The sequence below is a fragment of the Arthrobacter sp. CAN_A6 genome, from assembly GCF_015751715.1.
GTDB lineage: Bacteria > Actinomycetota > Actinomycetes > Actinomycetales > Micrococcaceae > Arthrobacter_D.
Map to the genome: position 1 here is coordinate 255386 of NZ_JADOUV010000003.1, position 19977 is coordinate 275362.

22 protein-coding genes are annotated in these 19977 nt (G+C 64.5%); 15 read left to right on the forward strand and 7 right to left on the reverse strand.

From position 1 onward, the window contains the following. Positions 1-14 precede the first annotated feature (14 nt). From IWX75_RS07380 to IWX75_RS07390, 3 genes are read left to right on the forward strand one after another with little or no spacing between them, the layout of a single operon-like run. On the forward strand, positions 15-743 hold the full coding sequence (locus IWX75_RS07380; RefSeq protein WP_196821797.1) for a hypothetical protein: 729 nt from the start codon (positions 15-17) through the stop codon (positions 741-743). A gap of 30 nt (positions 744-773) precedes the next feature. Further along, positions 774-2009, forward strand: coding sequence for an amidohydrolase (locus IWX75_RS07385; protein WP_196821595.1), 1236 nt, complete (start codon positions 774-776; stop codon positions 2007-2009). Next, on the forward strand, positions 2006-3445 hold the full coding sequence (locus tag IWX75_RS07390; protein WP_334684168.1) for an amidase: 1440 nt from the start codon (positions 2006-2008) through the stop codon (positions 3443-3445). Before IWX75_RS07385 ends, IWX75_RS07390 begins: the two co-directional genes overlap by 4 nt. A 12-nt stretch (positions 3446-3457) precedes the next feature. On the opposite strand, the gene IWX75_RS07395 is transcribed toward IWX75_RS07390, so the two are convergent. From IWX75_RS07395 to IWX75_RS07420, 6 genes are all read right to left on the reverse strand, one after another. Then, positions 3458-4111: an aspartate/glutamate racemase family protein gene (locus IWX75_RS07395; protein WP_196821596.1), complete on the reverse strand. Its 654-nt coding sequence runs from the start codon at positions 4109-4111 to the stop codon at positions 3458-3460. 97 nt (positions 4112-4208) lie between these two features. Further along, positions 4209-5057, reverse strand: coding sequence for an amino acid-binding protein (locus IWX75_RS07400; protein ID WP_196821597.1), 849 nt, complete (start codon positions 5055-5057; stop codon positions 4209-4211). A gap of 49 nt (positions 5058-5106) precedes the next feature. Further along, on the reverse strand, positions 5107-5592 hold the full coding sequence (locus tag IWX75_RS07405; RefSeq protein WP_196821598.1) for a universal stress protein: 486 nt from the start codon (positions 5590-5592) through the stop codon (positions 5107-5109). Between the two features lie 19 nt (positions 5593-5611). Beyond that, positions 5612-5968 (reverse strand): hypothetical protein, encoded by a 357-nt coding sequence (locus IWX75_RS07410; protein ID WP_196821599.1) that lies wholly within the window; start codon positions 5966-5968, stop codon positions 5612-5614. 51 nt (positions 5969-6019) lie between these two features. Further along, the gene (locus IWX75_RS07415) at positions 6020-6361 is read right to left on the reverse strand and encodes a hypothetical protein (RefSeq protein ID WP_196821600.1); all 342 of its coding nucleotides are present in this window, start codon (positions 6359-6361) and stop codon (positions 6020-6022) included. A 73-nt stretch (positions 6362-6434) separates the two neighbouring features. Further along, positions 6435-7190: a FadR/GntR family transcriptional regulator gene (locus IWX75_RS07420; protein ID WP_196821601.1), complete on the reverse strand. Its 756-nt coding sequence runs from the start codon at positions 7188-7190 to the stop codon at positions 6435-6437. Positions 7191-7345: 155 nt separating this feature from the next. Here IWX75_RS07420 and IWX75_RS07425 point away from each other — a divergent pair, with 155 nt between their 5' ends. The 8 genes from IWX75_RS07425 (at position 7346) to manD (ending at position 15184) form a co-directional block, all read left to right on the forward strand. Continuing rightward, positions 7346-8647 carry an ABC transporter substrate-binding protein gene (locus IWX75_RS07425; protein ID WP_334684169.1) on the forward strand — a complete coding sequence of 434 codons (1302 nt, stop codon included), beginning with the start codon at positions 7346-7348 and terminating at the stop codon, positions 8645-8647. 127 nt (positions 8648-8774) lie between these two features. Then, positions 8775-9713: a carbohydrate ABC transporter permease gene (locus IWX75_RS07430; RefSeq protein ID WP_334684170.1), complete on the forward strand. Its 939-nt coding sequence runs from the start codon at positions 8775-8777 to the stop codon at positions 9711-9713. A gap of 20 nt (positions 9714-9733) precedes the next feature. After that, positions 9734-10609: a carbohydrate ABC transporter permease gene (locus IWX75_RS07435; RefSeq protein ID WP_196821800.1), complete on the forward strand. Its 876-nt coding sequence runs from the start codon at positions 9734-9736 to the stop codon at positions 10607-10609. Positions 10610-10612: 3 nt separating this feature from the next. Then, a complete protein-coding gene (locus tag IWX75_RS07440) occupies positions 10613-11146 on the forward strand; it encodes a gluconokinase (RefSeq protein ID WP_196821603.1) in 534 nt (177 codons plus the stop codon). Continuing rightward, the gene (gene dgoD, locus IWX75_RS07445) at positions 11127-12272 is read left to right on the forward strand and encodes a galactonate dehydratase (RefSeq protein WP_196821604.1); all 1146 of its coding nucleotides are present in this window, start codon (positions 11127-11129) and stop codon (positions 12270-12272) included. The genes IWX75_RS07440 and dgoD overlap by 20 nt, the downstream gene beginning before the upstream one ends. A 55-nt stretch (positions 12273-12327) precedes the next feature. Then, positions 12328-12960, forward strand: a complete 633-nt coding sequence (locus IWX75_RS07450; RefSeq protein ID WP_196821605.1) for a bifunctional 4-hydroxy-2-oxoglutarate aldolase/2-dehydro-3-deoxy-phosphogluconate aldolase — start codon at positions 12328-12330, stop codon at positions 12958-12960. Next, positions 12960-13928, forward strand: coding sequence for a sugar kinase (locus tag IWX75_RS07455; RefSeq protein WP_334684172.1), 969 nt, complete (start codon positions 12960-12962; stop codon positions 13926-13928). The genes IWX75_RS07450 and IWX75_RS07455 overlap by 1 nt, the downstream gene beginning before the upstream one ends. A 26-nt stretch (positions 13929-13954) precedes the next feature. Continuing rightward, positions 13955-15184: a D-mannonate dehydratase ManD gene (manD, locus tag IWX75_RS07460; RefSeq protein WP_196821606.1), complete on the forward strand. Its 1230-nt coding sequence runs from the start codon at positions 13955-13957 to the stop codon at positions 15182-15184. Positions 15185-15275: 91 nt separating this feature from the next. On the opposite strand, the gene IWX75_RS07465 is transcribed toward manD, so the two are convergent. Further along, complete coding sequence (locus tag IWX75_RS07465) at positions 15276-16190, reverse strand: LysR family transcriptional regulator (protein ID WP_196821607.1); 915 nt, start codon at positions 16188-16190, stop codon at positions 15276-15278. A 70-nt stretch (positions 16191-16260) separates the two neighbouring features. On the opposite strand from IWX75_RS07465, the gene hisD reads away from it, so the two are divergent. The 4 genes from hisD to IWX75_RS07485 are packed head-to-tail and all read left to right on the forward strand — an operon-like array spanning position 16261 to position 19953. Next, positions 16261-17607 carry a histidinol dehydrogenase gene (hisD, locus tag IWX75_RS07470; RefSeq protein ID WP_196821608.1) on the forward strand — a complete coding sequence of 449 codons (1347 nt, stop codon included), beginning with the start codon at positions 16261-16263 and terminating at the stop codon, positions 17605-17607. Further along, positions 17604-18410, forward strand: a complete 807-nt coding sequence (locus IWX75_RS07475) for a substrate-binding periplasmic protein (RefSeq protein ID WP_196821609.1) — start codon at positions 17604-17606, stop codon at positions 18408-18410. The genes hisD and IWX75_RS07475 overlap by 4 nt, the downstream gene beginning before the upstream one ends. 39 nt (positions 18411-18449) lie before the next feature. Further along, the gene (locus IWX75_RS07480; protein ID WP_196821610.1) at positions 18450-19103 is read left to right on the forward strand and encodes an amino acid ABC transporter permease; all 654 of its coding nucleotides are present in this window, start codon (positions 18450-18452) and stop codon (positions 19101-19103) included. Then, a complete protein-coding gene (locus IWX75_RS07485) occupies positions 19096-19953 on the forward strand; it encodes an amino acid ABC transporter ATP-binding protein (RefSeq protein ID WP_196821611.1) in 858 nt (285 codons plus the stop codon). Before IWX75_RS07480 ends, IWX75_RS07485 begins: the two co-directional genes overlap by 8 nt. Positions 19954-19977 lie beyond the last annotated feature (24 nt).

Sequence of the window (19977 nt, forward strand, 5' to 3'; positions counted from 1 at the left end):
AATCGAAAGGAACGATCGTGACTTCACGCACTGCCACGGCTCCCTCCGGCTCCCTCGCCGAGTTCGACCGCACCACCACCCGCTGGGGCCAGATCACCATGAGCACGGCCCTCCTGCTCTCCCTCGCCGCACCCCTCTACCTCGTGCTCTCCACGGATCTCGGCATCACCGGGAACATGATCTGGACCGCGTACCTCGCCGTGGCCGCAGCCTTCTTCGTGCTGTGGTTCGTGGAGCCCATCACCTACTTCCCGGTGCTCGGCCCGGCCGCGATGTACCAGGCGTTCATGATCGGCAACATCGCCAACAAGCTGCTGCCCTCGGCCCTTGTGGCACAGGCGACCATCGGCGCTAAGGCCGGCACGAAGCGCGGGGAGTTCGCAGCGCTGATGGCCATCTGCGGCGCGGCGATGGTGCACGTGTTCTCGATGTTGCTTTTCGTCGGGGTGCTCGGCACCTACCTGGTCAGTATCATCCCGACGGACGTCGTCGACGTCGCCCGCCTGTACATCTTCCCCAGCATCATCGGCGCGGTACTCGTGCAGCTCATCGCCACCATGAGGCAGGTGCGCGTGACGGTGATCGCCTTCGCCGTCGCCATCGGAGTCCTCTTCGTCCTGGTGCCCGCCGTACCCGCGCTAGCGAAGCCCGCGACCGGCATCGTGGTGCTGCTGACCGCGACGCTCGCCTGGTTCCTGCGCTCCCGCAAGGACGTCGCGGCGCCGACTACGCTCGTCAACTAGACCCCTGATTCCCCTCCCGAAAGGAAACCCATGACCATCGACACCGCTGTCTTCGATCTCTCCGACGCCTCCGAGACCTCGATGCACGAGCTCTACAAGCACCTCCACGCGCACCCCGAGCTGTCCATGCAGGAGACCCACACTGCCGCGTTCATCCTCGAGAAGCTCACCCACCTGGGCCTGGACGCCTTCCTGTGCGGTGGGACCGGCGTCGTCGGGATCCTGCGCAACGGCGACGGACCGGTCATCGGCTACCGCGCCGATACGGACGGGCTGCCGATGCAGGAGGACACCGGGCTGGAGTACGCGAGTACGACGACGGGCGCGCTGGCCGACGGAACGGAGGTGCCGGTGATGCACGGCTGCGGACACGACACCCACATCACGGTGGCTCTGACCGCGGTGCAGCTGCTGACCGAGAACCTGGACGCGTGGGCAGGGACCGTGGTGTTCATCTTCCAACCGGGGGAGGAGACCGGGGCCGGGGCGAAGGCGATGGTCGAGGACGGGTTGTGGGACAAGGCGCCCAAGCCGTCCATCATCTACGGTCAGCATGTGTGGCCGGGGCTCGCCGGAACGGTGAACATCAGCAAGGGCACCGCCATGGCAATGGCGGATTCCTGGAAGGTGATCGTGCACGGGAAGCAGGCGCATGGCTCCCAACCCGAGCAGTCGATCGACCCCATCGTGCTCGGGGCGCACATGGTGGTGCGGATCCAGACGGTCGTAGCACGCGAGGTGCATCCGATGAAGTCCGCCGTCGTGACGATCGGGACGTTCCACAGCGGTCTGAAGGAGAACATCATTCCTGCCTCGGCGGAGTTCTCGCTGAACGTACGAACCTTCGACCCCGAGGTGCGCGAACGGGTCCTCGGCTCACTGCGGCGGATCATCGCGGCCGAAGCCGATGCGTCCGGGGCGCCGGCGCCGGAGATCTCCGAGATCTCCAGTTTCCCCCAGTGCTACAACGACCCCTCCTCCACTGCGGACCTGATGGCCGTGCTGGGTGGTGTGCTGGGTGAGGAAGCCGTGATCGAGTCGCCGCCGGTGATGGGGAGCGAGGATTTCGGGCTCCTGGCCGAGGCTATCGGAGTGCCGAGCGTGTACTGGTTCTTCGGCGGCCACCCGCAGGACAAGCTCGACGGCGACACCCCGCCTCCCGGGAACCACTCGCCGTTCTTCGCACCGCAGATCGAGCCGACACTGACCACCGGAGTGCGGGCCGCGATGACGGCGCTGCTGTCCAAGGTCGGGACCGCCTCATGAGTGAAGCACTGCCGGGCAGCGCCACCGAGACGGATCTCAGCACGATGTCCGCGACCGCGCTCACCGGTGCCATCCGGCGGCGGGAGGTGTCCGCGCGGGAGGCCCTCGAGGCCCACTTCGCGAGGATCGACGAAGTGAATGGTGCGATCAACGCTGTCGTGACGCAGGACCGGGAGGGTGCTGCCGCGCTTGCCGCCGCGGCGGACGAGCGCACGGCATCGGCCGCGGACCTGCCGCCGCTGCACGGGCTCCCGATGACGCACAAGGACACGAACAACACGAAGGGTCTGCGGACCACCTCGGGATCGGTGATCTTCCGGGACTTCGTGCCCGACTTCGACGACCTTCTCATCGGCCGGCTCAAGGCGGCGGGTGTGGTGACGACGGGGAAGTCTAACGTGCCGGAGTTCGCTGCCGGTTCGCACACCTTCAACGAGGTGTTCGGCACGACGGTCAACCCGTACGACCTCTCGCGTAGCGCCGGCGGCAGCAGCGGGGGAGTGGCGGCGTCCATCGCGGCACGCATCCAGCCGCTCGGCGACGGCAGCGACATGGGCGGGTCACTGCGTATTCCGGCCTCGTTCTGCAATGTGGTGGGCTACCGGCCGTCACTCGGGGTGGTGCCGATGGCACCCGCCCGCAATGCGTGGGCGTGGCTCGGGCGGGCAGGCCTGATGGCGCGCGACGTCGAGGATCTCGCCCTCGGAATGGCGGCGATCGCCGGGCCCGACGCCGCGGGCCCTTACGGCTATCCGGTGCAGGGCTCGTTCGGCGCGCCGCTGCAGCGGGACCTGACGGGTCTGCGGATCGGCTGGTCGGCCGATTTCGGTCTCGGTGTGCCGGTGGATCGGGAGGTACTGCGTGTCCTCGAGAGTCAGCTCACCGTGTTAACGGACCTCGGCGCGACCGTCGAGGAAGCCGCCCCGGACCTGCGGGACGCCGACGAGGTGTTCGGAACCACGCGTGCGTTCGACTTCGCGCTCAACTACGGGGATCTGGTGATCGAGCACGGCGACGTCATCAAGCCCGAGGTCCGGTGGAATGTGGTGAAGGGCTGGGAGTTGACCGGGCAGGACCTCGTGGACGCAGCACTGGCCCGGACCCGGCTGGATACGAGCGTGCGGGAGTTCTTCGGGAAGTACGACGTCTTTGCGAGCCCGGCCACCCAGGTGTTGCCGTTCGACGCGGCGGAGCGGTATCCGACCTCGGTCAATGGCGTGGAGTTCGAGACGTACCTCGACTGGATGCGATCCGCGTGCCTGATCTCGGCAACCGGGCTGCCGGCGGTGTCGGTTCCTGCAGGCTTCAGCGAGAATGGCCTGCCCGTGGGACTGCAGCTGTCCATGGCCTCCGGGAAGGATGTCGAGCTGCTGCAGGTAGCCTATGCGTTCGAGCAGGCCACGGGCTGGGCGAAGCGGGCGCCGGAGCTGGGCTGACGGCGGAGATCGCTAGGCGAGCTGCGAGCTCCGCATCGATACCGCAGCGCTCAGCATGGAGCCGGCGGCCGTCACTGCGTCGATCACGGGAAGGCCGAGCTTGTGCCGCAGGACCTTGGCCATGCCGATGCTGCTGAGGCCGGTGCTGGCCTGGAGGATGACGCCGGCCCCGGCCTCGGCGAGCATCTGCGCTCCGGCCAGGGTGTCGAAGATGCCGGTGGGCAGGAGGAAGCCGTTGGGCGTTTCCACGCCGTCGGGCCCGTCGATGAGGACCATCCGTTCCCCCAGGGCGCTGGAGACCGGGCTGGGCACCTGATTCTTCAAACCGAGCACGCCGACGCGACCACCGAAAGCCACGGCCGCCGCCGCGGCCGCCGACCCCGCCCCGATCACTGGAATGCCGACGACGGCGCGGGTTTCCTCGAGCCCGGGGTCGGCCGCGCAGCTGATGATGAGGGCGTCGACCTCTCCTGCCAGCTCGCAGGCCAGTTCCACCACCTTGGGAGTCGCCGCTTCGAGCGATGCCGCATCGTGGACTCCATAGGGCTGGTCCGGGATGCAACGTGTGATCACGTCGAAGCCGAAGGTGGCGTGCAGCAGTCGGCCGTGCGTGTGGAGGAGCCGCTGATCGGTGGTGGATAGTGCCCGGATGAGACCAACTCGCATGGTGAAGCCTTTCGGGGAGTGCAGGGAACTCAGGAAACTCAGGAAACTCAGGAAACTCAGGAAACTCAGGAAACAAGGCCCGGCCGGCGGGTGTCGGTCAGGCGGACTGTTGCGGTGAGGCGGAAACTCGCCGGCCCTGCTCGAGGATCTCGGCCAGTTCAGCCAGACGGTGTGCCCTTGCCGATTCCGCGGGTGTGAACGGCTGACCCTCGCGGCGGAACAGGAGAGGGCCCTGCCACGCGGTGGGCACCTTCAGTACCGCGGGACCAGCAGGTGCAGCAGCTTGCTGGTGGGGTGGAACGACGTCGGCTCCGAGCAGTTCGGCGATGGCGTCGGGAAGCGCCCCAGGGTTCTGCGCGATGCGCGTGGCGAAGTTCAGTGCACGCGTCTGGCCGTCAGCCAGGGCCAGCGGGGTGGTGGGCCATATTCCTACCGTGCTGCCACCGGCTGCGGTGAGCGTATCGAGAAGGTCCTGTTCGGTGAGCTCTCCCGGGGCGGAGAGCACCAGTTCATCGAGGCTTCCGCCATCCACCGGGTGCACGTGCACGGTGAGGATGTTGACCTTCAGCCGGGTCAACTGGTGCGTGAGCTGCTCGAGGGCGCCGGGCCGGTCGGCTACCACCACCCTTGCCCGCCAGAGCGCGGGCGCTGCGGTAAGGCGATTGTGCTGGCGGAGGGCGGGTGCATGGAGCCAGGATCGTAACAGTCGCATGGCCGATGGTTCGGCAACCCAGATGACAAGTGCTGTAGCCGTCACGGCGAGGACGGCTACTTTCAGGAGATAGGGCAGCCCTGTATTGACCACGAGGGCGTGAACCACCAGTTCGATGGGAAGCATCACGGCCACGTTGGCCAGGGTGAGCCGGGTCCTGCCCGGTTCAGGAAGCAAGCCGCATGAATCGCAGCGAAGCTCCGCAGTGGATGGCTGATCGGTCTTGCGGCTCATGAAGCCAGTATTGCCAGCCGTCATTGCGGGAACGTTACGGCGAGGTGAATTAGTGGACGAACATTTCGGCCTGTCTCTTGGGCCGCGGAGGCTTGGGCTTCATGTCCTCGTGCACCACGAGAACCGGGCACTTCGCATGGGCCACGCACGCTGTACTGACGGAGCCCAGGTGCATGCCGCGGAAACCACCGTGGCCGCGCCGGCCGACGATCAGCATCTGGGCAGTTGCTCCCTCCTTGACGAGCGTGGCCGGGGCGGGACCGCGCATTAGTGCGATGGTCATCCCTGGCGGTTGCTCGGTTCCGAAGGCTGTCTCGATGGCATCGTGGAGGATCTTGGTCGCCTTGCCCTCGAACGTGTAGAAATCCGGCGGAAGGTAACCGGCGAAGAGCGGCGGGAAATCCCAACAGGCTATGGCGTGCACTCGTGCTTCGAGGGCCGGCGCGAGCCGTGCCGCCAGCCGCAGTGCAAGGATGGAGGGCTCGGAACCGTCGACGCCGACGACGATTCGAGGTCCCTCCGGATCAGTATCCATGGCAGTTCTCCTTGTCCGGTCAGCGCCATCCGAGGACGCTGGATGATAGTGCCAATTTTACGTCTCCGGCGTCGTTCTTGATCCTTCTGCCGGGCCACTTTTCCGGCGAGCTCGCGCCGTCCAGCGTTCCCGAGATGGTGCGCTGGATGGCCACCGCTGCGGCGCCACGCGCCCACTGGGTGAAATCGGTGGGCTGACGGTGCAGCCGGATCGGTGCTGCCTCGGGGTCCCGGTAATACGCGATTGCCCGGTCGATGTCCTTCGCGGCTGCCTCGCCGAGGCCCATGCCTTCACCGGACAGCACTACGCATTCCACCATGGTGAGGTTGGCGACGGCGGCAATGAGTTCGCCCAGCGACGCGCCGGCACTTCCCACGACGACGGCCGCCTCCGGGTGATGGTCCCGCGACCCACTGCTCGGCGATGGTCAGCGCGACGAGGTCATTCTCGAGGACCACCGGTAACCCCACCTCTTCGGCCACGAGCCGCGCCAGGGGAACACCGCGCCAGTCGAGGAACGGGGCACGGAGCACGACGCCGGACTCACTTCAAGAAGCCTGGTAGGACGCCCGATGGACGCCGCCTGCTGTTCCTCGGATTCACGCAGGAACCCCGATGCGAGGAGCGGTTTGCTCAGGCGGGTCAGGCTCGCCACCGAGAGATCGAGCCGACCGGCCAGTTCGGCTCGGGAGATCGGTCCACGGATGAGGACTTCCCGGGCGAGGCTGCGCGCGGTGCTGTGCCGGGCAAGGGGGGGTGCTGCTTCCATGCCTGCCTCCCGGGTCCTCCAATGATGTCCTGCCAAGCAACACCAGGCTTCCGCGAAGAGCTGAGCGATGAAGCTACTTGTGCGCTTCCTCATCCCACAGGGTGCTCATCTCATCCATCGCGCGATTCATGATGGCGAGCATGCCGGACTGGGCATCCACGGGGTTTCCACGCTGAATGGCGCTGGCGACGTCGACGTGCATCTGCAGCGCCTCTTCATGCGGGTGCTCGGGCATCAGTCCGTAGTGTGTGCGGCCGGTCAGCACCTCGGCCACCAGCGAGTTCAGCTTGCCGAACATCTCATTCCCGGAACTCGAAAGAACCAGCCGGTGGAACTGGATGTCGAGTTTCAGGAACAACTCGGTATCCCCGTTCTGCCCAGCCGCCCAGAGCTTCCCGGCGAGACCCATCAGTTCGCTGGCATCGGCGAGGGGGGCGCGCAATGCAGCCAGCCGTGCCGCCTGCGGTTCGACGGCGGTGCGCAGCTCGGTCAGCGACCTCAACTGGGACACCCGGCCGGGTGATGCCAGGCGCCACCGGATCACCTGGGGATCATAGAGATTCCACTCCGTGGCGGGCAGCACCTGAACGCCCACGCGGCGGCGTGATTCGACCATCCCCATGGATGCCAGGACCCGGAGGGCCTCACGGATGACGGAGCGGGACACTCCGAAGCGCTCCTCGAGCTCTTCGATCCGCACGATGGATCCGCTGGCCATGTCGCCGGCGCTGACCGCCAGACCCATCTTGTCCACGATCGAGGCGTGCAAGCCGGAAAAGACAAGGCCGGGGGTGGCCGGTGAGACGTGGAGCTGTTCGGCCGTATGCATGTCGGAAAGCGTATCAAGCGCATACCAATGACGACCCACGGTTGCATAAGTATGATTTAAGTCACTACCATTGCGTTTATAGCAGATGTAAACGCGCATCTACTCCTGGCGCCGTCAACAGCGGACGCTACTCAATGAAGAGAGCTGGAGAAACAGTGCAACGCAAAACTTTGCGGGCCGCCGGAATGACAGCGGTCACGGCGATTCTTGCAGGCGGATCCTTGGCGGCGTGCAGCAGCGGCGGCGGGGGTGACGAAGCGGCATCAGAGACAGTGCGGGTCACCCTTGCGAACCACGTCTGGACCGAGGAGATCATTGCGGCCATTCCCGAATTCGAGGAAGAAACCGGTCTGAAGGTCGAGGTCACCCAGCTGGGTGAGGACCAGTTGTCCGCCCAGTACAACGTGCAGCTCAATGCTGGTACCGACGAGATCGACGTCATGATGTACCGGCCGTTGCAGGAGGGCAAGCTTTTTGCCCAGAACGGCTACCTCGCTGATCTCACCGAGCGAGTGAGCTCCAATCCCGAATGGGCCTGGGACGATTTCCAGGACGGTCCCGTCGACTCCACCACCTTCGAGGACAAGGTAGTGGGCGTCCCCACCATCACCGAGCGGGAAGTGCTCTACTACCGCACCGACCTTCTTGAGCAGGCAGGGCTCGAGGTGCCCGAGACCCTCGAGGAGCTCGAAGCCGCAGCCAAGCAGATCAAGGAAGAAAACCCCGACATCGCAGGTTTCGTGGCGCGCACCGGGAAGTCACCGGCAGTGACGCAGTTCTCCAGCTTCCTTTACGGGTTCGGTGGCGACTTCATCGATGACGAAGGCAACTCCGGCGTCGCCTCGCCCGAAGCAGTGGAAGCCTACGAGTACTACGGGCGCATGATCAACCAGTACGGGCCGGCGAACGTCAGCACCGACATGAGCTGGCCCGAGGCGATGGCTATCTTCACGCAGGGCGGCGCCGCGTTCTACACCGAGGCTGACAGCCTTTACCAGAACGCTACCGACCCCGCCAACTCGCAGGTCGCCGAGAACGTGGGCTTCGCACCGATGCCAGCGGGCCCTGCCGGTTCAAAGCCGTACAACGTTCCCTCGTGGGGCCTCGGAATCAACGAAGCCTCCGCCAACCAGGACAACGCCTGGAAGTTCATCGAATGGGCCACCAGCAAGGACATGGTTCTCGAGGTCCAGCAGGCTGGAGTTCCCGGGCCCCGGAACTCGGTCTGGTCGGATCCTGCCGGTACCGAAACCTACCCCGAAGACCTCGCAGCAGCTATCGAGGTCAGCGCGGAGAACGGCGTCGGACATGACCGCCCGCTCGTCATCAACGTCGGTGAAGCCCGTGAAGTAGTCGGCGATCCCATCGTCGTAGGCATCACCGGCGGAGACGTCGAAGCAGCAGCGAATGCCGCGGACGAGGCATTCCAGCAGTTCCTCGACGACGAACGCGAGTAACCCGCGCCACGCACCAGCGCCGTCGTCGCCCTGACACCAGAACGGGCACGACGGCGCTGGCAGGCGCCCCCGACAACATTTCTGTCGCTCCGGATTCCTAGAAACACCACCCCCAAGGATGTGGATCATGGCCGTCACCTCCATGCCGCCCAAAAGAAAACCGCAACAGCAGAACGCGTGGAAGGCCTACTCCGACTGGGCCAATGTTCACCGGAAGTGGCTTTTTGCCGCACCGGCCATGATCTTCGTTGCCATCCTCATCATCTTCCCGCTTGGTTGGACGATGTATCTCAGCCTCACCGACTCCTCCGGGTCGGTGCGCGCCGAATCCGAGTTCATCGGTTTCGCGAACTATCTCGAAGTTCTCTCCGACGGCGAACGTTTCTGGCCGGCGGTAGCGAGGACCTTCATCTTCACCGGTGTGGCGCTCGTCGTGCAGATGGTGCTCGGCATGTGCATCGCCCTCCTTCTCTGGCGTCCGTTCAAGGGTGAGAAGTGGGTCCGCGTGGCCATCCTTCTTCCCCTGGTCGCAACTCCGGTGGCAGTCGGCATGATGTGGCGGCTGATTTTCGATCCGAACATCGGTTTCGCGAACCAGATGCTCGGCCTTGTCGGAATTCCCGCCCAGCCCTGGCTTTCGGGACAGCACACTGCTCTGCCCACCGTCATCTTCATCGACATCTGGCAGTGGACTCCCATGGTGGTCATCATCCTGCTCGCAGGTCTCACCTCGTTGTCCGAAGAGCCCGATGAGGCCGCGCGGATCGACGGCGCGAACGCCTGGCAGCGCTTCCGCTTCATCACGGTTCCGCTGCTGATGCCGACCATCATCGTCGCCATCCTCCTGCGCAGTATCGATGCACTGAAGACCTTCGACCTCCTCTACGCCACCAAGGGACGGGGAGGCGGATCCTTCAACGAGGTCGAAACGCTGAACATCTACGCGTACGGGCTCAGCTTCGACTACAACGATTACGGGTTGTCCTCGACCGTCCTGATCCTCTTCTTCCTCATCATCATCGCCGCCATGTGGGTCCTGACCCGCCGCCGGAAGGACGTGCAGTAATGAGCGTTGTTACTCCGAAAATGCTCCGGCCCGGCTCCGGCACGGATACCCCGGTCGCAGTGACGCCACGGCGGAGAAAGCCGTTCCGCTCCCGTGCCTACAAGGTGTTCCGCGTCGTGGCTCTGATAGCAGTGGTGGCGGCCTTCCTGGCTCCGCTGGCCTGGATGCTGCTCGCGTCGCTGAAGACCAACGTGGACATCTACGACGCCAGCAAGACGCTGATCTTCACGCCGACGACGGCGAACTATGAGACAGTGCTCGGCCGCAACAACTACTTCTCCTTCGTCCTCAACAGCTTCTGGGTGGCCTTCGCCTCCACAGTGCTCTCGCTCATCATCGGCGTGCCCGCCGCGTACTCGATGAGCCGGTTCGCGATGAGTCGTTCCGCACTCGTAGTGCTCATGGCACGCATCATTCCGGGCGTGAGCCTTCTGGTGCCGTGGTACTACGTGTTCTCCAATTTGTCCCTCGTGGGCGGGTACGGTGTCCTGATCCTTTCCCACATGTTCGTGGCGCTCCCGCTGATCGTGTACATCATGATGTCCTATTACGACTCGATGCCCCTCGAACTCGAGGAGGCTGCCCGCGTGGACGGACTGACCCATATCGGCGCTTTCCTGAAGGTCACCCTCCCGCTGTCGGTGGGCGGCATCGCGACGGCGAGCATCCTGGCCTTCATCTTCTCGTGGAACAACTTCATGTTCGCCCTCGTGCTGTCGGGCGCCGACACCAAAACCCTGCCCGTGGCCATTTTCAACTTCGTGGCCTACGCGAGCATCGACTGGGGAGGCCTTATGGCCGCGTCCGTCGTCGTGACCATTCCCATTATGGTGATCGCCTTGTTCACCCAGAAGTACATCGTTTCCGGGCTGACTGCCGGCGCGACGAAGGGCTGAACCATGGCTGATCAGCCAAACTCCGTGATCGTGGTCATGGGGGTGCAGGGCTCTGGCAAGAGCACCCTCGGGGAGCTTCTGGCCGAGCGGCTCGGCCTTCCCTTCGTGGACGGCGACACCCTGCATTCCGAGCACAACATCAACCTGATGGCCGCCGGAATTCCCCTGACGGACACGGACCGGCTGCCCTGGCTCCAGACCGTCGGTGAGACTTTGAGCGGTGGAGCGGGTACGGGGATCGTCGTTGCGTGCTCGGCGCTGAAACGCGCTTACCGCGACCTGTTGCGGAGCTACGCGCCAGACGTCGTCGTTGTCCACCCCTACGGCCCGGTCGATCTCGTCGCCGCGCGTATTTCCGCCCGCGAACACGAGTACATGCCGCCGTCGCTCCTCATCTCGCAGTACGAGGCCCTCGAGGCGCTGCAGGAGGACGAAGCAGGCATCACAGTAGACATCGCCGATCCGCCCATAGTGCTCGTGGACCGGATCGCGCACCAATTGACTGAAAGCAGGGTCCATGCGCATCAGCAGGATTGAAACCTTCCTCGTTCCGCCACGCTGGCTCTTCGTGCGGGTGGAAACCGACAGCGGCATCGTGGGCTGGGGAGAGCCGGTCGTCGAGGGTCGGTCCGAGACCGTGCGCACCGCCGTCGAGCAGCTGTCCGAACTGCTGATCGGCGCCGACCCGCTGCGCATCGAGGATCTGTGGCAGGTCATGACCAAGGGATCCTTCTACCGCGGCGGCGCCATTCTCGCGAGCGCGGTCGCCGGCCTGGACCAGGCGCTGTGGGACATCCACGGCAAGTCCCTCGGCGTCCCCGTGCACCAGCTGCTCGGCGGCCACGTCCGCGACCGCATCCGCATGTACGGCTGGATCGGCGGTGACGAGCCCGCCGCGATCGCTGACGCCGTCGAGGCCCAGATGGCAGTTGGCCTGACTGCGGTCAAGATGAACGCCAGTGGACGGATGAGTCCGTTGGGGAGTGTCGCGGAGATCGACGAAGTGGTGGAGCGGGTCGCCGCCGCGCGGGAGGTCCTCGGTCCGCACCGCGACGTCGCCGTGGACTTCCACGGACGCTTCACCCTCGCGAACACCCGCAGGGTAGCGCCGTTGCTCGAGCCACTGCGGCCCCTGTTCCTCGAGGAACCGACCGTACCCGAGAACTCGCACCTCATCGGCGGACTCACGCGATCGACCTCCATCCCCGTGGCCACCGGTGAGCGCCTCTACAACCGGCAGGAGTTCCTGCCGGTGCTGCAGGCCGGAATCGCCGTGGCCCAACCGGACCTCTCCCACGCCGGGGGCATCACGGAGGTGCGGAAAATCGCTTCCCTGGCGGAAATCTACGACGTCCAGCTTGCGCCGCACTGTCCGCTGGGGCCGCTGGCGCTCGCGGCATGCCTGCAGGTCGGGTTCGCCACTCCGAACTTCCTGATCCAGGAGCAGAGCATCGGCATCCACTACAACCAGGGCGCCGAAGTCCTCGACTACGTGCTGGACAAGACGCCGCTCAAATTCATCAATGGTTCCGTGGAGCGGCTCACCGCACCGGGCCTCGGCATCGAGATCGACGAAGCCGCGGTCCGCCGGGTGGACAAGGCCGGGCATGCGTGGCGGTCACCGATCTGGCGGCACGACGACGGCTCCTACGCCGAGTGGTGACGCTCTGCACCCGAAGACGTTCCAGCGATCGCCTCCCCTCTGAAAGGACACCCGCATGACACCCGAGGAATTTCTTGGTGGACTGGGCAGCGCCAAACTGCTCGCCATCATCCGGGGGAGCGAGGCCCAGGCGGCGGTGCGTACCGCCGTGACGCTGGTGGAAGAGGGATTCGAATACCTCGAGGTATCGCTCAATACTGTGGAGGCAGCCGACGTTATCACTGCCATCCAGGCTGAAGTGGGCGCAGCCGCCTTCATCGGCGCGGGGACGGTCCTTACCCGCGACGACGTCGCGAGGGTCGCCGCAGCCGGAGCCCAGTTCATCGTCACCCCGGCCCTCGCGCCGTCGGTAGTCGAAGCCGTGCGGCTGGATCTGCCCGTCCTCGCCGGTTCGTTCACCCCGACCGAGGTGTACTCGGCCATGGACCGGGGCGTAACAGCCATCAAACTCTTCCCTGCATCCTTCGGCGGACCGAGATACCTCTCGGCCCTCCGTGATCCCTTCCCGGATGTTCCCTTCGTGCCGGTGGGTGGCGTCGACCAGGGGGCCGCCGTGGACTATCTCTCCCGCGGTGCGCTCGGCGTCGGCGTCGGTTCCCCGCTCATCGGTGACGCAGCCTCCGGCGGGGACCTCGCGGCCCTCCGCTCGCGCGCCCGCCAGTTCCTCTCGGCAGCCGGACTCCAGTAATGAAGGCAATGCTCGCGCACCTCACCCCGGTCGAGGTGCTGACCTTCGGGGAAACGATGGGATCCATCCGTTCCACCGGTCTGGTACGGCTGGGCGGCAGCATGTCGATGTCCCTCGGCGGAGCCGAAACGAATGTGGCGATCGGCCTCGCGCGGCTCGGTCACTCCGTCCGGTGGACGGGACGCCTGGGCGATGACGAAGTGGGCGCGTTCGCCCTGCGTACCCTGCGTGCCGAAGGCGTCGCCACCGATGCCGTGGTGATCGACGCCCGGCGGACGACCGGGCTGATGCTGCTCGAAGCCCGTTTCGCAGGAGTGTCAAGGGCGCTCTACTACCGGGCATCGTCTGCGGGATCAGTACTCGCTATCGGCGACCTCGAAGCGTCACTTGATGCCGCACCAGAGATTCTCCACCTCACCGGAATCACGCCCGCCTTATCACCCGCGGCGGCCGAAGCCACGCTGTGGGCAGCTTCGGAAGCACGAAAGCGCGGAATTCTGGTGTCCTTCGATGTCAACTACCGCTCGAAACTGTGGGACGCCGCCGCTGCAACACCCGTGCTGACGCAGCTAGCCGGATTCGCCGACGTCGTCATCGCATCCGACGACGAACTTGCCCTTGTCGCAGCCGGCGCCGATGAAGAATACGCCGTGAACGCCCTGCACGGAAGGGGAGTGCGTGACGTGATCATCAAACGCGGCGCCGAGGGAGCGACCGGCTGGTCCGGCGGAGCGGTGGTGCATCAGGACGCGATACCCGTTACCGCCGTGGACACCGTCGGAGCGGGGGACGCCTTCACCGCCGGTTATCTGTCAGCACTCCTCGACGGGAAAGCTCTCGAGGAGCGCCTTCACCGGGGGGCCGTTCTGGGTGCTTTCGCGGTGGCTGCGAGCGGTGACTGGGAGAACCTCCCGAACCGCAGTGAACTCCCGCTGGCCGACCGGACCGCCGGCACCACCATTCGTTGAAACCACCCACGCTGAAGGAGAATGCCGTGAAGATCACTAGTGCCGAAGTCATCGTCTCAAGCCCGGACCGTAACTTCGTGACCCTGAAGATCACCACCGAGGAGGGAATCACCGGACTCGGTGATGCGACGCTCAATGGGCGGGAACTGGCCGCTGCCGCCTACCTCGAGCACCACGTGGTTCCACTACTCATCGGCCGTGACGCGCACCGGATCGAGGACACCTGGCAGTTCCTCTACCGCGGCGCCTACTGGCGGCGGGGGCCGGTGACGATGGCTGCCATTGCGGCGGTCGACGTCGCACTCTGGGACATCAAGGCGAAAGCCGCGGGGATGCCGCTCTACCAGCTCCTCGGAGGTGCAAGCCGCACGGCGGTTCGCGCCTACGGCCATGCCAGCGGGCGCGATATCCCGGAGATCATCGACTCCGTGCATGAGCACCTCGCCCTCGGCTACAAGTCCATCCGTATCCAGACGGCCGTGCCGGGGATCGACGCCGTCTACGGTGTCGCCGCGCAGCCCAGCGCCGGTGGAACCCGCTACGACTACGAGCCGGCGCAGCGTGCCGCCCTCCCCGCGGAGGAGGACTGGGACACCCGCGCGTACCTGCGGCACATCCCCATCGTGTTCGAAGCGGTCCGCAACGAATTCGGGCCGGAACTGCCGCTGCTCCACGACGGGCATCACCGCATGACGCCCATCGAGGCCGCGAAACTGGGCAAGTCGCTCGAGCCCTACGACCTGTTTTGGCTCGAAGACTGCACCCCGGCCGAGAACCAGGATGCATTGAGGTTGGTCCGCCAGCACACCACCACGCCTCTCGCCATCGGTGAGGTCTTCAACACGGTCTGGGACTACCAGACGCTCATCCAGGAACAACTCATCGACTATGTGCGCTCCGCCGTGACCCATACGGGCGGTATCAGCGCCATGAAGAAGATCCTCGACTTCGCGGCGCAGTACCAGATCAAGTCCGGCATCCACGGGCCCACTGACATCTCACCCGTCGGGATGGCGGCGGCGCTGCACCTGGACATGGCCATCCACAACTTCGGGATCCAGGAGTACATGCGGCACGGCGACCTCACCAACGAGGTCTTCGAGCAGTCCTTCACTTTCACCGACGGGCACCTGCACCCCGGGAACCAGCCGGGCCTCGGCGTCGAGCTCAATATGGAGGCAGCTGCGGCCCACCCCTACAACCCGGCTTACCTGCCGTTCAACCGGCTCAAGGACGGCACGATCCACGACTGGTAGGAGACAGGGCCAACGCGGCCTCCGGAGGATCCTGCCCCGCAATTTATGCGCGTCGATCCGAAGGACGTGGACGCAACCCTGCGGATATCCGCTACCGCAGGGGAGTGAGTCCAGGCTGGTTCAGTACGGCGCGTTCAGCGAGGGCCGCGAACCGGCGTGTGGCGGGTGACAGATATCCGTGTTTCCGCTGGACCAGGGCAATCGTGTCGTAGAGGGGCTCGGAAAAGGGGAAGCTTCGGATCGCGGGATCGGGGCCGAAGGACTGGAGGATGCCGCTCGCCATCATCGAGTCTCCTGCTCCAGCAGCCACCAGGTTGTACGCTGTTTCCGCGTGTTCGACTTCCATGTCCGCCTCGATGAGAAGGCCGGCAAGACTCGCCCGCTCCCGTAGCTGCCTCCTCGTGGGGTCATTCCATCCGGCATGGGCGTCATAGAGAACCAGCTTCGCTTCGGCGAATTCCTCGATGGTGACGGGTCCGGCATCAGCCTTCCGTGTGGTCGAGAAGTATCGGACCTCGTCCTGTGCCAGCTTCTTGAACTGGAGGTTGTCCCCGCTGACCGGCAGGACAACGAGCCCGCACTCGATTTCCCCCGACGACACCGACTTCGCCACCAGTTCGGAATTGAGTCCGATCATGCGGACGCGGACATCCGGATACTTCTCGTGAAAACGGACGACCAGGTTGGCCAGATCGTAGTTCGCCGCATAGCGAAGCACCCCGAAGGTCGACACTCCCCCCATGAGCGAGTGCAGCGACTCAACAGCTTCCCGCCCTCTCCGTGCGGCATTGACGCAATCCAAGGCATGAGGTCTCAGCTCGTCCGCGGCCGCAGCAGGTGCGAGGCCCTGCGAGCTGCGGAGGAAAAGTGGAATGCCGAGTTCCTCCTCAAGCCGAGCAATCGACTCGGACACGGACGCCTGGCTTACTGAAAGGTCCCGCGCCGCCTTCGAAATCGATCCCAGGCCGTAGACAGCGAGGAATGCCTTCAATTGACTAAGAGTCATAGGGCAACCCTATAGCTTGCTAGCTCTTCCTAGGGTTCCCCTATGGGTAAAAAATCCTTACGCTCACCTCATGGAGTTGAATTCGACCTACGCACCGTTCATCAAAGGCAGCTATGAGTGCCTCAAGAAGCCCGACATCGGAGGCATTCCGGCACAACGGCTTCCGGAGGTGGTCGCCAGGGTGTCGGAGATGCTCTCCGCGATCGAGAAGAACGGCCGGGATGCAGTTCTCGGGTATTCACGTTCGCTGGATGGCTGGGCCGGGAACAGCTTGGAGATGACCGCGGAGGACCTGAAACGAACAGGTGACCATCTGAAGCCCGAACTCCGGTCCGCGCTCGAAGCCGGGGCGGAACGGACTCGCACGTTCGCCAAACTGCAGCGCGAACACCTGAAGGATTTTGAAGCGGAGGTCCTTCCGGGAGTTTTCGCAGGCCAGAGGTACATCCCGGTGCAACGCGTCGGGGCTTATCTTCCGGCAGGCCGGTTCCCGATCCTGGCCAGCGCATTCATGACCGTCGGTGTGGCGAAGGCAGCGGGGGTTCCCACCGTCGTCGCCTGCTCACCGCCCACGAGTCCGACTGCGGGAAATCCCGCGGTGTTCTACTCTGCCTACCTCTCGGGCGTGGACCGGGCGTTCGTCGTCGGAGGAGTGCAGGCGCTCGCGGGGATGGCGTTCGGCCTGCTGGGTGAACAGCCGATGGATATGCTGGTCGGCGCGGGAAACGCCTACGTCACGGAAGCCAAGCGCCAGTTGTTCGGCCGTGTGGGGATGGACCTGTTGGCCGGGCCGTCGGAGGTTGCGGTCATTGCCGACGAGACGGCTGATCCCATGCTCGTGGCCGCCGATCTGCTCGGCCAGGCCGAACACGGACCGCAATCTCCCGCAGTGCTGGTGACCACCTCCCGAGACCTGGCCCACGCCGTCATCGCCGAGGTGGACCAGCAGCTGCTCGATCTTTCCACCCGTACCATCGCCGGACCGGCGTGGCAGAATTACGGGTCGGTCTACTGGGTGGAGGATCAGCAGACCGCCGTCGAGGTGATGGACGTGCTTGCTCCGGAGCACCTGGAAGTCATCACCTCCGACGACGACTATTTCCAGAAGGAACTCAGCAACTACGGTTCTCTCTTCCTGGGTCAATGGTCCACGGTCGCCTATTCGGACAAGGGGATCACCGGGACGAACCACGTGCTTCCCACGGGTGGAGGAGCACGTTCCTCTGCCGGATTGTCCGTGTCCCGATTCCTCAAGCCACTCACGTTCCAGCGGGTCGAGAAATCGGCGACGATGCAGCTAGCACCCCTGGTATCCGAGATTTCCTCCTACGAGGAAATGGAAGCGCATCAGAGAACCGCCGACCTGCGCATTGCAAGATTCGAAGCCGATACACCACCAATCGAGGGGTCATCATGAACCAGCAGCGAGACATCCGGCGCACTATTCCCAGATTGACGGCGATGCTCGCCGGGCTCACGCTTGCCCTCACAGCATGTGGCGGCGAAGAAGAGCAGCAGGCCGGTTCGGAAGGAAACACCACTGTCACGATCGCGACGTCGAACGACGCCCCGTTCTCCTTCACCAACGAAGCCGGCGAGCTCACTGGAATCGACGGCGAGATGATGAATTGGATCGCCGAGAAGAAGGGGTGGGAGGTCGAGGTCTACGTCTCCGACTTCGCCACCCTGATCCCCTCGATCCAGACGGGTAAGGCCGACATCGTGGTGGACGCCATGTACATCACCGATGTGCGGAAGGAGCAGGTCAATTTCACGGATACCTGGTACCAGCAGGGGGAGGGCATGGTGGTGCCGGGGGACTCGACCATGACCAATCGGGACGACGCCCGCGGCACGGTGATCGGTGTGCAGACGGGAACGACGTTCATCGAGCTCGCCGAGTCTCTCGAGCCCAAGGAAATCAAGTACTTCGACTCCCAGGCTGCGCTTCTGACAGCGGTCGAGAACAAGCAGGTCGACGTCGTCTTCACCGACGCCGCCGTCGTCGCCTACAGCCTGGTCCAGAACCCCAATGACCAGATCAAGATAGTGGATCCCTATGAGCCGTTCTTCCCGGGTCTGATCGGAGCTGCAGTGCCCAAGGAGAACACCGCGATCCTCGAGGAGCTCAACTCCGGGCTGGCCGAGCTGAAAGCTACTCCCGAGTACCTGGAGATCCTGACGAAGTACGGGCTCACGGAAAGCAACGCCGTCGACTAGCCTGTTCCGGATCCACCCACTCAGAAGGAAGAACAGGCGATGGAATTCCTCCAAAGCGTGATCGGGTATTTCCCGCGGCTCCTGGCGGCATCACCGATCGTGGTACAGCTGGCCCTCGGAGCGATGGCCCTGGCCCTCGTTCTGGGGCTGCTGCTGGCCCTCGCGAGAATCTCGAAGATCAGGGCTCTCCGAGTGATTGCCCTGATCTATGTCGAGATCATGCGCGGCACGCCACTCCTGGTGCAGCTCGTCTACATCTTCTTCGTGCTTCCGGCAATCGGCATCGACATCGACCCGGTGCCCGCCGGAATCCTCGGACTCGGATTGAATTACGCCGCCTACCTGTCGGAAGTGTTCCGGTCCGCCATCCTCTCGGTCGAGGCAGGGCAGACTGAGGCAGCACTTTCACTCGGGTACACGCCCTCGAAAGCGCTCTGGAAAATAGTGCTCCCGCAATCCTTCGTGGTCTCGCTGGGACCTATCGGCAACTACTTCATTGCCATGGTGAAGGACACGGCGCTGACCTCCGTGATCGCAGTGACCGAGATCCTGAAGACGGCCAATGTCATCAATGCGCAGACGTTCGAGACGACGGCGGTCTACACTGCGGCGGCCCTGCTCTACCTGCTCATCAGCCTCCCGTTGTCCCGAATCGTCAGTGTGCTGGAAAAGAGGGCGAGGGTCCATGTCTGATGAACTGATAGTCAGTGTCCGCGATGTCCACAAGACCTTCACCGTCAAGAGGACTCCCAGCTGGTTCCAGCGCCTCCGGGGACAGAAGCTCGAAGTGAACGTCATCGAGGTGCTGAAGGGCGTTGACCTTGATGTACACAAGGGGGAGACCGTTGTCATCCTCGGTTCGAGCGGGTCCGGGAAGAGCACGCTTCTGCGCTGCCTGAACAAGCTGGAGACCATCGACGACGGGCGCATCCTCGTCAACGGACACCTGGTCGGCTACGAGGAACGGGCCGGGAAGCTCGTGGACGAAAAGGCATCGGTCACCGCGATGAAGCGCACCGACCTTGGCATGGTCTTCCAGCAGTTCAATCTCTTCCTCAACAAGACTGCTCTCGGAAACGTCATGGCACCGCTCCAGGACGTGAAGAAGATGTCACGGGAGGAGGCGCGTACCATCGCCCTGGAGAACCTCCAGAAAGTCGGGCTGATCGACCGGAAGGACAACTACCCGTCCAAGCTCTCCGGTGGGCAGAAACAGCGCGTAGCCATCGCCCGCGCGCTGGCGATGAACCCGAGTGTAATGCTGTTCGACGAACCGACATCAGCCCTGGACCCTGAACTGGTGGAGGAGGTGCTCGCCGTCATCAAGGCGATTGCCGCCCTGGGCACCACGATGGTGATCGTGACCCATGAGATGCAGTTCGCCCGCGACATCGCCGACAAGATCGTGGTCATGGACCAGGGGATCATCGTCGAGGAGGGGACGCCGGACCAGGTGTTCTTCAACCCGAAGCACGCGAAAACCTACGCCCTTCTGAAACGTTCCGGACTTGCGGTGCAGCCGCCCGGAACGCTCGGCGGCTGACGGGTAGAGGCGGACGGCAGAACG

Excerpts from the sequence above, each read along its gene's own strand:
- IWX75_RS07385 (WP_196821595.1), top strand. The coding sequence starts at position 774 with ATGACCATCGACACCGCTGTCTTCGATCTCTCCGACGCCTCCGAGACC.
- IWX75_RS07390 (WP_334684168.1), top strand. The coding sequence starts at position 2,006 with ATGAGTGAAGCACTGCCGGGCAGCGCCACCGAGACGGATCTCAGCACG.
- IWX75_RS07395 (WP_196821596.1), bottom strand. The coding sequence starts at position 4,111 with ATGCGAGTTGGTCTCATCCGGGCACTATCCACCACCGATCAGCGGCTC.
- IWX75_RS07400 (WP_196821597.1), bottom strand. The coding sequence starts at position 5,057 with ATGAGCCGCAAGACCGATCAGCCATCCACTGCGGAGCTTCGCTGCGAT.
- IWX75_RS07405 (WP_196821598.1), bottom strand. The coding sequence starts at position 5,592 with ATGGATACTGATCCGGAGGGACCTCGAATCGTCGTCGGCGTCGACGGT.
- IWX75_RS07415 (WP_196821600.1), bottom strand. The coding sequence starts at position 6,361 with ATGGAAGCAGCACCCCCCCTTGCCCGGCACAGCACCGCGCGCAGCCTC.
- IWX75_RS07420 (WP_196821601.1), bottom strand. The coding sequence starts at position 7,190 with ATGCATACGGCCGAACAGCTCCACGTCTCACCGGCCACCCCCGGCCTT.
- IWX75_RS07430 (WP_334684170.1), top strand. The coding sequence starts at position 8,775 with ATGGCCGTCACCTCCATGCCGCCCAAAAGAAAACCGCAACAGCAGAAC.
- IWX75_RS07435 (WP_196821800.1), top strand. The coding sequence starts at position 9,734 with ATGCTCCGGCCCGGCTCCGGCACGGATACCCCGGTCGCAGTGACGCCA.
- IWX75_RS07440 (WP_196821603.1), top strand. The coding sequence starts at position 10,613 with ATGGCTGATCAGCCAAACTCCGTGATCGTGGTCATGGGGGTGCAGGGC.
- dgoD (WP_196821604.1), top strand. The coding sequence starts at position 11,127 with ATGCGCATCAGCAGGATTGAAACCTTCCTCGTTCCGCCACGCTGGCTC.
- IWX75_RS07450 (WP_196821605.1), top strand. The coding sequence starts at position 12,328 with ATGACACCCGAGGAATTTCTTGGTGGACTGGGCAGCGCCAAACTGCTC.
- IWX75_RS07455 (WP_334684172.1), top strand. The coding sequence starts at position 12,960 with ATGAAGGCAATGCTCGCGCACCTCACCCCGGTCGAGGTGCTGACCTTC.
- IWX75_RS07465 (WP_196821607.1), bottom strand. The coding sequence starts at position 16,190 with ATGACTCTTAGTCAATTGAAGGCATTCCTCGCTGTCTACGGCCTGGGA.
- hisD (WP_196821608.1), top strand. The coding sequence starts at position 16,261 with ATGGAGTTGAATTCGACCTACGCACCGTTCATCAAAGGCAGCTATGAG.
- IWX75_RS07475 (WP_196821609.1), top strand. The coding sequence starts at position 17,604 with ATGAACCAGCAGCGAGACATCCGGCGCACTATTCCCAGATTGACGGCG.
- IWX75_RS07480 (WP_196821610.1), top strand. The coding sequence starts at position 18,450 with ATGGAATTCCTCCAAAGCGTGATCGGGTATTTCCCGCGGCTCCTGGCG.
- IWX75_RS07485 (WP_196821611.1), top strand. The coding sequence starts at position 19,096 with ATGTCTGATGAACTGATAGTCAGTGTCCGCGATGTCCACAAGACCTTC.